General features: G+C 36.2%; 9 protein-coding genes and 1 pseudogene. 2 read left to right on the forward strand and 8 right to left on the reverse strand.

From position 1 onward, the window contains the following. Window positions 1-261 precede the first annotated feature (261 nt). Window positions 262-3,234, forward strand: a complete 2,973-nt coding sequence (locus tag PVV60_RS04910; RefSeq protein WP_404977294.1) for an autotransporter outer membrane beta-barrel domain-containing protein — start codon at window positions 262-264, stop codon at window positions 3,232-3,234. 1,369 nt (window positions 3,235-4,603) lie between these two features. Here the strand turns inward: PVV60_RS04910 and PVV60_RS04915 are convergent. The 8 genes and pseudogenes from PVV60_RS04915 to parA form a co-directional block, all read right to left on the reverse strand. Then, window positions 4,604-5,008: a flagellar protein FlgN gene (locus PVV60_RS04915; protein ID WP_273723548.1), complete on the reverse strand. Its 405-nt coding sequence runs from the start codon at window positions 5,006-5,008 to the stop codon at window positions 4,604-4,606. 284 nt (window positions 5,009-5,292) lie between these two features. Further along, a complete protein-coding gene (locus PVV60_RS04920; protein WP_273723550.1) occupies window positions 5,293-5,451 on the reverse strand; it encodes a hypothetical protein in 159 nt (52 codons plus the stop codon). 2,358 nt (window positions 5,452-7,809) lie between these two features. Beyond that, on the reverse strand, window positions 7,810-7,953 hold the full coding sequence (locus PVV60_RS04925; protein WP_273723552.1) for a hypothetical protein: 144 nt from the start codon (window positions 7,951-7,953) through the stop codon (window positions 7,810-7,812). Window positions 7,954-8,817: 864 nt separating this feature from the next. Continuing rightward, window positions 8,818-9,036, reverse strand: a complete 219-nt coding sequence (locus PVV60_RS04930) for an EexN family lipoprotein (protein ID WP_273723553.1) — start codon at window positions 9,034-9,036, stop codon at window positions 8,818-8,820. A gap of 3 nt (window positions 9,037-9,039) precedes the next feature. Continuing rightward, window positions 9,040-9,309, reverse strand: coding sequence for an EexN family lipoprotein (locus tag PVV60_RS04935; protein WP_273723556.1), 270 nt, complete (start codon window positions 9,307-9,309; stop codon window positions 9,040-9,042). A gap of 179 nt (window positions 9,310-9,488) precedes the next feature. Further along, a pseudogene (locus tag PVV60_RS04940) lies at window positions 9,489-9,777 on the reverse strand (EexN family lipoprotein). A gap of 1,065 nt (window positions 9,778-10,842) precedes the next feature. Beyond that, on the reverse strand, window positions 10,843-11,073 hold the full coding sequence (locus PVV60_RS04945; RefSeq protein ID WP_015856697.1) for a plasmid partition protein ParG: 231 nt from the start codon (window positions 11,071-11,073) through the stop codon (window positions 10,843-10,845). After that, a complete protein-coding gene (parA, locus tag PVV60_RS04950) occupies window positions 11,073-11,699 on the reverse strand; it encodes a ParA family partition ATPase (protein WP_273723558.1) in 627 nt (208 codons plus the stop codon). Before parA ends, PVV60_RS04945 begins: the two co-directional genes overlap by 1 nt. A 1,000-nt stretch (window positions 11,700-12,699) precedes the next feature. Here parA and PVV60_RS04955 point away from each other — a divergent pair. Continuing rightward, window positions 12,700-13,029, forward strand: a complete 330-nt coding sequence (locus tag PVV60_RS04955; RefSeq protein ID WP_273723560.1) for a TIGR01244 family sulfur transferase — start codon at window positions 12,700-12,702, stop codon at window positions 13,027-13,029. The last annotated feature ends 160 nt before the right edge of the window (window positions 13,030-13,189 follow it).

Below are 13,189 nucleotides of genomic sequence, written 5' to 3' on the forward strand. Positions count from 1 at the left end.
CCTAAAACCCCTGCAGGCGCTTCTGAAAGCTCTAGAGAAAAAACGCCATCCCCAACTTTAACAAATGAAGCTGTAACTTCTCCCGCGGAACAAAAGCCTGAGCCTAATCGAGAAGGTACACAGAAATCAAAGACTAAAGCGACAGAAAGTGTACAATTTGACCCTACAGCCACACAAAACACGGTTACACAATCTCCATCGACAGGAATGATTCCAACGAGAGGAGAGTCTCCAACAATAGAGACAACTTCAACAACAGGAATGGAAGCAAAATCGAGAAGACGTTCAGGTGTTTCCGAGTCTTCTGCAGACTCTTCCAGCGAAATAACTTCACCGAATTCTGCTGTATCTTCACAGTCAGAAACAACACAACCTGCACCCAATTCACAGTCAACACCTGCAAACTCTGTCCCTACAAAATCGGAATCTATACAACCAACAACAGAAGTACCACCAAAGCCTAAAGAATCAGAACTGACACAGTCAATATCTGTAAGACCAGTAGCTGAAAAACCAGAGCAATCACCGATACCAAAATCTGTACAATCAACGTCTGTGCAATCTGCATCTACACAAGAAGTATCTGAAAAATCTAAACCTACAAAACCGGCTTCTGAAAAAACAACAACAAAACTATCGTCAACGCCTAAAGAACCAGAACCGGGGCAGAAAATACTTTTAAGACCAGAAGCGAATACACAAAAAGTATCTAAAAACTCTGTATCTCAAAAGCCAGAATCTACAAGACCAACAGCAGAGCAATCACCAACGCCTAATGCATCAGAGCCTTCATCAATATCTGCAAGGCCAGCGGCTGGAAAACCAACATCACAGGGTACATCAGAATCTGTAAAACCAGCGCCCATGCAATCTGCATCTGCACACAAAATATCTGAAAAATCAGAGCTTGCACAACCAACATCCCCCATCAAACAGCCTGAAAATCCTGTGCAAATCAAAGATATCAGTACCCGAGTTGAGGCTCAAAACGGTAGAACTGTAACTGTGCATAACCAAAAAATTCAAGACAAATGGAGTGCTATCGATGCAGAGGGGAATAATTCAAAAATCCAAATGAGTGGAGGAACCGTTGAGGCTGGTTTTATTGCATTGAGTGTCTCAGATGGTGGAGTGATTGATGCCACAGATATTACGGTAACAGCAGAAACAGCTGGTTTGGTCAACATAGAAGGGACAATCAATCTTAAAGATTCAAGCATCCATGTCACAGGAGAATTTGAAGCGAATGGTATTATTTTCCGCAATAACCCATATCATACCCCTCGAAAACGATATCCACGCAGTGCTGAAAGAAATACCAAAGCCGTTCAAGAACAAGATATTGCCGGTAAAGTAAATCTAGAGAATACAAAACTTTTCGTTGAGCAAGGGATTGGTATCAACCTTTATGGAACAAATACAAACGGTATCGTCAGCCTTAAAAATTCAAAAATTAATGCTGATGTTTTGTTAAAAAATATAAAAAATGAACGCGAATCCACAAACACTCTTACACTGATTGCGGATCACTCTTCTTTAGAAGGTCGAGTAAGAACTTCTAAAGATAATAGAACAATTTTTGATCTAAAAGAAGAGACGAAATGGCTCTTAAAGCCAAATAAAAACGCCATAAATAATGATAATGTCTCAGATGACGATACTGTTTTAGATGACTATGGACAGTTTGGTCTTGATGAAAAATCATTCTCTAATCTTTCTGTATTGCGCCTTACAAACAGTGCCATTATGTTTGAGAAGCCCGTTGAGGGACATTACCAAACTTTGTTTATAGGGACTAATCTTTCGCAAGAAGACGAAACAGTTCACACAGTAGCAGTTTATAGTGCAACAGGTGCTGCAGAAATTTATGTAAACACTCAATGGAACAAACATTCTCCTGTTACGGAACAACAAACCGACCGTATTGTGATTAATGGAGATGTCTTAGGGAATACTGTTGTTCACATCAATCTCCAAGAAACAGATAAAAAAATAACTGATAGCTCTGCTGTTTGGGGAGAACACATGGCGTCACTTCCTTTAGGGACACATGGGGTTTCAATCATTCAAGTTTCCGGACAAGCAAACGAAAATTCCTTCAGGTTAGCAGGAAACTATATGACAATAGGTGGACAACCTTATAAATATGTACTCACAAGCTATAAACCAGGAACATCTCATGAGAGCCAAAATCTTTTTGGCAAAAATAATCGTGATTTCTGGGATTTCCGCTTACAGAATGCCTACATTGATAAGGATAAAAAAGTTCGAGCACTTTTACCACAGGTGGCAAACTATTTAACCCTGCCTAATGCTTTATTTTCTTCTGGATTTGCTGATGTAAATAACCAAAACACGTTGTTAGACGCAATGCAAACAACAGTATTTGGCGCAAAAGATAATAAAAAGAATAACTTCTTTTTCTCTTCATACGGCGAGAAAGTCGCCTTATCTTCCAACCGCGGCCCATTGCGTTATGGTTATGATGCTGATGTAAACTATAGCGCTTTACAATTGGGAACCGTATTAGCCGCCTTTGAAGGCAAAGACATAAGCACACATTTTGGTCTGTTAGGAACCTACGGAAAACTTGCCTTTACGCCAAAAGAGATGCAGGATTCTGAAAAGACGACCCTTGATAAATGGTCACTCACCGCTTATAGCGGCATCCAGCATAGCAATGGTCTATATGTCAATGCTCTTCTTTCTTACGGAACCTTAAAAGGAAATATTACCACAGCTCTGGTTGGGAATGCCGCAAATTTGGATGGGACTGAAATCCTTAATCTATCCGCAACCCTTGGTCAGAAATTAGCAACCGATACAAAAGGATTGGTCTTTGAACCACAAGTGCAATTCATTTATCAAAATCTCATGTTTGATATTTTCTCAGATACCAATGGCTTAAAAGTAGACATGAGCAATCCGCATCAATGGTTGGTTCGTTTTGGTGGACGTTTAACAAAAACGATAACGGCTGTTGAAAAAAACAAGGCTGTTTCCTTCTATAGCAAAATGAATGTTATCAGAACTTTTGGTGATGGTAAAACAATAAAAATTGCTGATACCTTTGATCTTGATCCTACCGGCTCTTCAATTGAGGGAGGCATGGGTGTGAATGCTTATTTTTCTGAAAATGTCGTGCTAAGCGGTGATATTAGTTACCGGCAAAAACTGCAAAAAGCTGGTGTATCGGGGACCAATGTATCTGGCGGAATACGGTATCGTTTTTAAAGAAAAAACACTTTTAACTTCAATTAAATAAAAAAGCAGCACGTTGTGCTGCTTTTTTATTTAATTGTATATTTTTAAAATTCTCAAAAGTCATTACATCATCAAATAACATATTTATTTATAATGATTTTTTATCTATTGAATAAAAACTGAATACCATCGCATTCTCTCATTCCCCCTCCATGCATAAAGTTTTATGTCTTACTCCACACTTCAAGCGATGATGTTTTTACAGCACAACAGAATAAGCATTCATGCGGATTTAAAAAAAAGTCAGCCCCTTCTTCGCTGTAGACGCTCCATTTATTTTAGATGATGTGCATTTAATATACCTGCTATAAAAACTTGGTATCTGTTATAAATTATTAAAGGCATGTTTTCCCTCTAAAATCTCAATGCTACACCACCTCCCTCATAAGATAACACATTGATCTATAAAGAGTGTTCATTGTTTTGCTTGTAAAATGAAAATCCAAAATAGCGTAAGATTCTTTCATTTCAGACCTGTTCCATGTTGAATCAACCAAAATCATGTCTCTTGCAAGTTACAAGCGGAAAGAGCCATTGCGGATAAAAACTATTAAGAAAAGATTAAAAATGCCTCTAATGAGCCGTCTCAAGTGCCAAGGGCTGTAGCAACATTGGGAGCAAACAAAGAATATGACAATATCAACTGACTCTTTTATTAAGCATAAAGATGGTCGCACCCCATAGATTTTATATTATTTCCATGGGGACTTTATTATTATACCATTCACAAATTCCGTTGCATCAGAGATGTCGTTGCTCCCCATAAACACCATCACGAAATAGGCTTGAGAGCCTAGATATTTCTTAAAAACAAGGGCGTGAATTAGGAATAAAAAATCCATTCTATTTTGAGTAATTTTTCGTGCATGAAGGGCATGCCCCCAGTAAAAAACACAATAAAAAAGCGTGAAGAAAGACCTAATCTTTCATTATTTAACATGATAGTGCTTTAGATGCTTTTGAAAAACATAAAGCTAAATTAAAGAATGGTGGTATAGAAGGAAGCTGATTTCTAGCCCCTTTATTCTTTCCTAATAAGATCGCCTCCCTCAACTAAAAAAGAAGCGCCCTATTAACTCAGTCTGCAAACAATGCTCTGTAAATAGCCCGCCTTCTCTTAGTCCTCTTCCAGCTAGCTTCCCACAGCATGCGGTTCACATCACCACACCTTAAACGACATTGTTTTAAGAACAGCGTTTTACAGTACAACAGGATAATAATTTAAATACCCAAATGCGCTTAAAACATGTCTACTCACTAAACGCACTATTTATCCAAATCAACTGCTCTACCTAATCATTGTCATCACTTAAAACAGCCAATATTTATCAGATTTGAATCATTCCTCTATTTCTTTCGCGCGTCCAGATAATTGCATAGCTCTAGAAAGATCATTAACTGCATTTAAATGTGTTTGAAGTAATTCACTATTACGCTGTAATTTTTCTTGTAAATCAGATAGCAAACTTTCAACCTCATGTTCAATATCTTGATTCATGTAGCGCTTCACATCACTCATGGATTTATTAAGATCACGCAAACCACGTATTTTACGCAAATTTATTTCTTCGTAATCTGGAATACCACTGCTCTCTAGCATATTGCTTTCATAATCAACAACTTGAGCTAATCCTTTAACAGCAGCGACAAATTTTGTCATCGCCCAATCACGATCAATAAGGTTGTTATCAAGAACTTTTGCTTTTGCTGCAAAACTATCATCACCATATTGCACTACAGACATTTTTACTTCCCCTTCAACACTATTGTTCAATCTTACTTTCAAATGAGGGAGATTAAACAGGTTCTCTACAATGCTGATACACTCAACCAAGCTCGTGGTGCAAACATCGCTCAAACAACAGCACGACACTCCTTCAAAGCGTATACCACTTCAACTTTCAACACATTCTCTCAAATATTTTTCTTGCTTTGCTCCAAAACCATCATTGCGGCTATACTAATTCACCAAAACGCTATAAACTTAAACCTTACGCAGCAATATCGAAAATTCTACATTTGCTCTGTCTATTTCGCCTTGCCGATTTGATCTTGTCCTATTTTATCACCAGCACGCCTTCCACAGAAAACAACAACGCTCTCACGAGAACTTTGGCCATAAAAAGACCACTTGCTGACAAAAACCCGCAGCATATAAAGACTTAAGCCCATTAAAAATTTCAGCATTTTACCGATAGCAGCATTTTACCCTCCATAATTTATGGCTTTCTCTGCACCTAAACTTGCATACCTTCTGGCACCCCATAAGATGGCACCCTACAAAATTAGCGTGCACCCATCCAAAAAGGCACACCCTCCCCCATGCTCTTTCTGCACGCATGCAGTATCTCGCATAAGATACGAAAAGAATGCTCTTTCGAACAGATCAGCCATACAGCAATATTAAAAAAGACATCTTACAATAGCTAAACAGCCATCGATCTCCCTTTTTTAAATTATCATTCGCTTTTCTTTGCAATGAATGACTATATAAGATTTTTTGAACCTTTTCAAGAGTTTCTTAGCCAATCAGTTCGATACGTCTTCAATCGCATATTCACGCGCTTGTTTTAAAGAAACATCTCTTAAGTGTACCCAAGCCTATTTCGCGCGTCCACCCATGAATGGTATAATGATAAATCTCCCATGACATGTATAAAATCCTTTGAGCACTTTCCATCTTTACGCGTAATAAAAGAAGCAAGCCAGCACCATCACATATTTTGCTAGCCCCTCATGTTGCGATATCCTTGGCATTTGAATGCGGTTCAAAAAGCATGCCTTTCTTATACAGTTTCTCTCCACATGGATCCCCCCACTTGTAAGTGCAAAAGACATGATTTTGATTGATTCAACCTAGAACAAATTTGGAATGGAAAAATGCATCGGTATTCAGGGCTATAATTCAAGTTGAATAACGATAGATTATCATTATAAATCAAAATATTATCCAATGCATAATGCTTAACGCTCCCCACATTGATATTTTCAGAATTTTCACTGCATCTTCCTATAGATTATTTCACTCCATAACACAGTTTGCTCTTAATATCGCAGCTTTACATGTGCTACTAGTATAAAAACAGAGAAAACCAATCATTTTATAATAAAGGTACAATTTTTGTTACGAACTTTCCCTCATTTCCAATCTTCTAAATGCGGCTATTCTCTTTCATACTCATCACATTTCAAATCTATTCTATGTGGAATAAATTAAAATCACTTTCTCGCACATCACAAACAACGCCCTGATGTGTTGATAAAATACACTGAAAGAAAAATGCCTCTTATGAACCCTCTCAAATGCTAAGGGCTATAGTAAACATTAGAAGAAATCGTACGATGACCGTGACTTGCTCTTTCATAAGTGTAAAGATGGCAGCATTCTATAGATTTTTATATTATTTCACGAAAGCTTTACCGTTATATTATTCAAATTTACCTTTATACCATTTACGAGTATCATCATAAACTGTCTGCGTGTGCGTTGAGAGATATTTCTTTAAAACAAGTACATAAATATGCAATAAAAATATATTAATATACAACATAAGTATATTTCGTTTGGAACGTTCTATTCTTTTGTGCAAAAACATGTCCCATTAGAGCAGCATTAACCAATCTTGCTATAAGATGAACGATCAGAAAACATTTTTGTCTTCCTCCGCTCACCTTAAAGAACCAAGATCTTAACTCAATCGGCTCTGTACGCAGTCCGAATTTTTGTCAAATGATCTTCTCTTGACTTTCCACTCATGTGATTCACTTAAACGAAAACGCAACAAATAAACCTATGAATATTCATCACACACTAAAAAATACTTAAACGTTCCAAGAAAACTTATGCCTTATATTACCGCTATAAATGACAGTGTTTTATAGCATCACAGGATAAAAAAGTTTTCTGCAACACAAAACCTACAAAACCAATGAATATCCCCTTTAAAACTTTCTTTTTTAGGATTCACAGTGCTCTAATTCCTCAAGCCTTTATAAAAAAGAGCGATTTTAAGCTTGCTGAATGTATTGTATCAGCATATATTACAGATTGTAACATATTGTTATTCATAAAATCACCTCAAAAAGAACAGAAAGAGGTTTTTATGGCTGATCTCGTAAAAGCCGCTATGCTTTATTCAACCTTGATTATCACCATCAATGCTTTTGTTGTTATTTTAGTTCTCGTAATAGAAATATACTAAGCATACTCTTGTGGCTTTTTGTAATCTACGCAAATGAGCATCTTAATTTCACATAAGATCAAAGAAAAATTTTAATTCTACAGATAAATCACACACCCAATTTCAAACATCTCTTGCGACTATTTGAGTGTTAACTCTGCTTTTTATATGCATTTTGAACCATCAGTGTCCGCCTTTTCACGCTTCCTTCAATCTCAACTTCATTCCCACCTTAAAAACTAAATTTTCTACCAAATCCAATCTGTAAATAATTTGTCTCCTTATTGAGTAAGTCCTCTTGCTTCCCCCCTTCAGTGTATATCACAATTTTAAAGGATAATATTTCATGAAGCTTATGATAAATCTATTGAACACCATCTTTACCCTTATGAGAAAATAAACCAGCATCATCACACATTTTTCCAGCCCCAAATGTTATAACAACCTTTAGCACTTGAGATCGTTCATAAGAGGCATTTTTACTTCTTTCTTCAACAGTTTTTACCACACGGCTCTCCGTGCTTGTAACGTGCAAGCAGATGGTTTTAATTGATTCAACCTAGAACAGATTTTGACGAGATCATCGTTCAACAAAAAATAATTAATTTATTTTTATAAATCAAAGTGTTATTAAAAAAACATTCATCACACACTCGAAAACAAAAAGCATCTCATATGCAAAGTTTTACATAAGCTCCACTGCTCAAAATGATAATATTACGGCACAATTAAGATAAAACATAACAAGGGAAAATCTTGCAAACTCAGAAAAGAGAGGGGAAAAATGAAAAGGTGTGGAGAGCGCTTACCTCCTCACACATCCAGCAAAACCGTCCTAGCAAAACTGCCTCACATCTTAACTAATGCTATAATATTCTCAAATCAAAATCAATTTTTTAAAAATAGTTTGAGAAAAATATTTGAGTATAAAACGATAATAATTCCATTTAGAATGTTTTTTTCTTTATTAAAACAGAAAAAAGTAATTTCCAAACAAATATTTCCTCTCAATTTTTCCGAAATTAGCCACAATGCTTAAAGCCGGTCTTAGTGTGATGAAACATTTATTTATGATAAAGGCAGAAAAACACCCCAAAGGTAGATTTAATCTCATGTTTTAAATACATGCAACCAAAACATTAAACAATCAGCGCATAATTTGAAAAATTAGCAATAATACGTAGCAACTCATTCGGATGCAATACTATCACAATTGAAAGCACTTTTTGGCTAGACAAATGACAGTATAGCATCCGTTTACACAAAGAGTACAGATCGTAAACGGCTAATTCTTGAAGCCATCAAAAGACTCTCTAAAAGTTAGAGAGATCCTAAAAAGCGTAATAGAATCAATTTATTGAATTGTATGTTTTTAATTAATGCCAAACATAAGTTCCATATACGCTTGTCTGGCATGTTGACAATTTTTAGATTTTTCCATAGAGGATGGATCCAGCTTTTCACATTTTTTTACCCACTCTTCGAGTAATTTTTTATCTTTCTTGAATTCCGCTGCGCTGTAAGTTTTTTCGCAACCAGAAACGCCAAGTCCAGTACAAACCAGCAATACTGCGATAATAACTTTATTCATGATTTAATTCCCTTCCTTTTTATCTTCAGTTTTTTTCTCGTCATCATGTACAAAGCTCGCACCAGGCCAATCTCGGGCATGAACTTCACGATACGCTTTATCTGCGTTTTTACAATTTTGAGAATCTAAATTCCCTGATATCATACATTTCATTGCCCATTGCTCGAGCAATTTAGGATCTTTCTTAAACTCTGCTACGCTATAGGTTTTTTCGCAACCAGCAAGGATAAGTCCAGTACAAACCAGCAATGCTGTGATAATGACTTTATTCATAAATAAATTCCCCTTTTTTCAAATTTACAAAGTTTAGGACACAATTTAGGGTCCCATTAAATTTGTACATTCAGTTCATTGTGTATTTTCAAAAATTTTAACATCGACTTCTGTACGCATTTTTTCCAACCTATGATGATAAATCGCGTACAAAGAAAAACACCGCTATCAATATATTTTTATGATTTAATCCTGCTTTTTTCAGTTTCATTCCCCTTTTTGCCACTTTCACGAAGTTCCTTTGCAAAATTTCTATAATGCTCTTGAAAAAGTTCCATATCGGCTTGCATGACATTTTGACAATTCTTGGTTGCAAAAGCAGAGATCCCCATTTTATCGCATTTCTTTCCCCATTCTTGCATCAATTTTTTATCTTTCTTAAATTCCTCAACACTGTAGTTTTTTTCGTGAACCAACAGTAACAAGCCCCGTGCAAAGCAACAGCACTGTTATAATGATCTTGTTCATGATTTAACCCCTCTCTTTGTTTTATTTTTATTAACAATATCTTTGAGTTCACATCCCCTCCCATATTGTGACTTTGCATCTAACTTTCCTTTGCAAATACGCACACTTTCAATGCAAACAAGTTAAATCATGAGAACTGATTTCATTTATCAGACTTGCATTTGTAACATTATCTGCACAGCGGCTCTTTCTATTTGAAGTATTTGAATTTCAGCAGTAATTTTGATATCTTGGCATTTTTCAAAAACCACTTCATCATGCGAAGTCGCACAAAATTTTATCAAAAATTCGTAATGCCTATATCCATTGCAAATTCCCTGCAAACGAAAGAATACACCTTTTAATCAACTGATTGCGCTCTTATCATTTCTTAAACCACCGGAAAAGAAAGAAACCTTTAAGTCCCCCTGCACTTTTTAAAAGCCAATAGAAATGCTGAAAAAGCGATCTTATACGTTCCAATTGAAGAAAAAAAGCTGATTTCCTTGCGTACCATTACGACTGGCATTAACTATTTAAGACTATAAAATCATGTAAATGTAAGAAATACTGTCTATAATATGCTCAATGACTTCTTTTATTTATTATGAATAACTTATAGCGCGCCAATATCAGTAAATTTTACTTATTTTTACCCCCCTTTATAAACATGAATACAATTTAATTAAATAAATCGCTGCATAACAGAAAAAAATAGTCAATGCTACTCTTAATTCCATTATTTACGCATGTATTAATTAAAATAAACAAAAAATAACCTGACGTTTAAAATCATTATCAAGAAAATTTTTATGGAAGAATAAACTTATCTATTCATCTAGCGGATAAGATCACAAGAAGTATGATGATTATCACATTTATAGGAAAAAGTTTGAAACGGAGAATTTTTCGCAAACTCATAGCTCTTTCATGAAATGATATAGAACCTTATGAAAAACAATTTAAATGAAGCAGACCTCGTGAAAAAAGAAGGGCGCTTGTATTATTAAATTCGTATAAAAACAATCGATATCATCTCTAGAAAAAGCACTCAAACCAACAAAAACTTATTATCGTATATCATTTTTACACTTTTCCGTATTTTTGTGAAAGCAATTCGCGCACCTCATCGGCTATTTTAGTTCCACGACTTGCACAACTTACCTTAATCAATCGATGCAAACTTTCTGGTATATCAATCGTGAGGCGCTTCATACCTCCACTCATGCTCCCTTTGGGACTTCCTACCCATGCATCCGCCGTTAAAGGAATTGATTTATTCGTTGGTTTCGTGCCGATTTTAATTTTTTTATTCATCACGCTAACTCCTTGATTTCTGCTGCAATAGCTTCAATCTCTGCTGTTGCTGGTCCTTGCTTATCAACTTCATAAACCGCCTTCCCTTGTGCTGCTGCTTCTGCAAAAATCACGCGCTGCGCAACGCTAGAAGAAAGAACATGCACGGAGTATATGCCAAGAGCTTCGTTCACATCACGCCCTATCGCTGTATTGACTATTTTACGATTAATAACAAAAGCAGATTTAAGATCTTCTTTATAAACACGCGCTTCGTCAATCAGCTTTACAATTCCATCGGCTGCCCAAATATCATAGGGACTAGGCAAAACAGGTATAAGCACCAAATCCGAAGCCATAAGAGCACTACGAGCAAGATCAGTCACACGCGGAGGACCATCGATAATAATATGATCATAACCATGACCAATCTGTGTAATCTCTTTGTGAACCGTTGCACGCGGTAAACCAATAACCGAAAACAAAGGTTCATCTTCACGCGCAGCAGCCCAATCCAATGCGCTACCCTGTGGATCAACATCAATAAGCAATACCCGTGCACCAGTACGCGCAAAACTGGCCGCAAGATTAACACTCAACGTAGTTTTTCCTACGCCTCCCTTTTGATTCAAAAGTCCAATGATCATTTATTACGCCTTTCAGCATTATCGTTTTTACGATTATACAGAAAGCAACAAAAGAAGCAAGCATCCAATACGTGCAAAATAATCATTTCTCCTATTTTTAGGATAAAAACGACAGCCCACAATTTTGTCTTTATAATATTCTTTTAGCACGAGCAAAAACATTATGGAGATGATGTTCTTGAGAATAATAAAAATAAATTTAAACAAGAGACACCCTCTTCTTCCCCTACCCAAAAACAAAGATTCTTAAATCCATGTCGATCTGTAAACAATGCTCTGAAAATGATCCAGCTTCTTATCTCGCACCTACCTTTTGAGCTTCTCCCTTCATGCAGTTCACTTAATGCAACTCTACAAATAAGCTCCACTCTGAATATACAACAAACTATGAGAAGCATTCATTGTTTTGCATGTTGAATGAGAGAGCTGAAATCAGGAAGATTCTCTCATTTCATGCCCTCTGTATTAAATCAATCAAAATCATGTCTCTTGTACGCTACAAGCGGGGATGGTGTATGGATAAAAACTGTACAAGAAAATATAAAATGCTTCTTATGAATTGTCTCAAGAACCAAAGAATGTAGTAACATTGGAGGTAGACAAATATAACAATGGTGCCTGCTTACTTCTTCATAAGCGTAAAGAAGCTGGTGACCGATGAATTTTATACTCTTATACGCTCAACAGGGTAAAATGGGCTTAAGAGAAATAAGAATACCTCTAGCAAGCATGTGAACAAGCAACACTATGGAATGTCTATACTTGGTAAACTCAATAGATTATCCATAAAGACCAAACAGCCGTCTTACATAAGATCGAATAACGAACATATGGCAAAGTGAGATATTTTGCATCTTACAGCTCATTTTCTCCAAATAGATCTTCTCGACAAAAAGAATATTTTTGTTAAGATGACATTGAAAAACTTACCTTCATTATGTTCTTTTATATACCAGACCAGAGGGTATCATGAAGATCGTGCAATTGAGAATAAATAAAAATGAATTTACAACAAATTGAACCTGATATTTTTATCAGTGCCCAAATTAGCATAGAAAATATCAAAACATTGGCACAAGCTGGTTTTAAAACAGTTATCTGTAACCGCCCCGATCATGAAGAGCTTCATCAACCTGACTTTTCTAGCATTAAAACGGTCGCAAATGAATATGGCATAAAAGCCTATCACATTCCCATTTCTCCTCCAACTATAGAACAGTCAGCTGTTGAAGCTATGCAAACAATTTTAAAAACCGCCTCTCTGCCTCTTCTCGCCTATTGCCATCACGGAGCACGCTCGCTGCATCTTTATCGTTTAGCACGTCTTTAAACACAGGTTTCATATACTTCCTCCTCGCCTTAAAAGATAAAAACTCTTAAATACACATCGATCTGTAAAAAATAATCTGTCAATAATCTTTGTCTTGCGCTTTCCACTCAGGCTTCCCACTTCATAAAACTCTACACGCAAGCTTTACTCCTCAATATAC

The sequence above is a fragment of the Bartonella sp. AU18XJBT genome, assembly GCF_028618595.1.
GTDB lineage: Bacteria > Pseudomonadota > Alphaproteobacteria > Rhizobiales > Rhizobiaceae > Bartonella.

Coding starts and splice junctions, on each gene's coding strand:
- PVV60_RS04955 (WP_273723560.1), top strand. CDS start 12,700: ATGAATTTACAACAAATTGAACCTGATATTTTTATCAGTGCCCAAATT.
- PVV60_RS04930 (WP_273723553.1), bottom strand. CDS start 9,036: ATGAATAAAGTTATTATCGCAGTATTGCTGGTTTGTACTGGACTTGGC.
- PVV60_RS04920 (WP_273723550.1), bottom strand. CDS start 5,451: ATGCTGAAATTTTTAATGGGCTTAAGTCTTTATATGCTGCGGGTTTTT.
- parA (WP_273723558.1), bottom strand. CDS start 11,699: ATGATCATTGGACTTTTGAATCAAAAGGGAGGCGTAGGAAAAACTACG.
- PVV60_RS04910 (WP_404977294.1), top strand. CDS start 262: ATGGAAGCAAAATCGAGAAGACGTTCAGGTGTTTCCGAGTCTTCTGCA.
- PVV60_RS04935 (WP_273723556.1), bottom strand. CDS start 9,309: ATGAATAAAGTCATTATCACAGCATTGCTGGTTTGTACTGGACTTATC.
- PVV60_RS04915 (WP_273723548.1), bottom strand. CDS start 5,008: ATGTCTGTAGTGCAATATGGTGATGATAGTTTTGCAGCAAAAGCAAAA.
- PVV60_RS04945 (WP_015856697.1), bottom strand. CDS start 11,073: ATGAATAAAAAAATTAAAATCGGCACGAAACCAACGAATAAATCAATT.